General features: G+C 39.4%; 1 protein-coding gene. It reads left to right on the forward strand.

From position 1 onward, the window contains the following. Positions 1–417: UDP binding domain-containing protein (locus KH893_RS11805; RefSeq protein WP_281166280.1), on the forward strand; the 417-nt coding region annotated here is incomplete at its 5' end. Between the last annotated feature and the right edge of the window lie 70 nt (positions 418–487).

Below are 487 nucleotides of genomic sequence, written 5' to 3' on the forward strand. Positions count from 1 at the left end.
GGTTATTGCTTGCCGAAAGATTCTAAGCAGTTACTGGCTTCTTATGAAGGAGTTCCACAGGAACTTATGACGGCGATTGTGAAATCCAACGATACAAGAAAACGTTTTATTGTCGAACAGGTCTTGGCAAAAAAGCCGAAAACAGTTGGCATCTATAAGCTGGCTATGAAGTCCGGTTCCGATAATTTCCGCCAGTCTTCGATTATCGATGTGATGAATTATCTGGCTGAGAATCATGTTGAAATTATTATCTACGAACCAACTTTAAAAGCAGCCCTTTTTCAAGGGAAAGAGGTCGATAATAATTTAGCTGATTTTAAAAAGAAGGCTGATTTGATCATTGCCAACCGAGTCACTGAAGAAATCAAAGATTCGGCAGAGAAACTTTATACCAGGGACCAATGGAAAAGAGACTAACAAAGCCGCTTTTAGGAATTGTCACGATTAATTATCTGAACTGGCAGGATACAGTCGAGATGATTAAAGG

It is taken from the genome of Liquorilactobacillus sicerae (assembly GCF_029916425.1).
Taxonomy (GTDB): domain Bacteria; phylum Bacillota; class Bacilli; order Lactobacillales; family Lactobacillaceae; genus Liquorilactobacillus; species Liquorilactobacillus sicerae.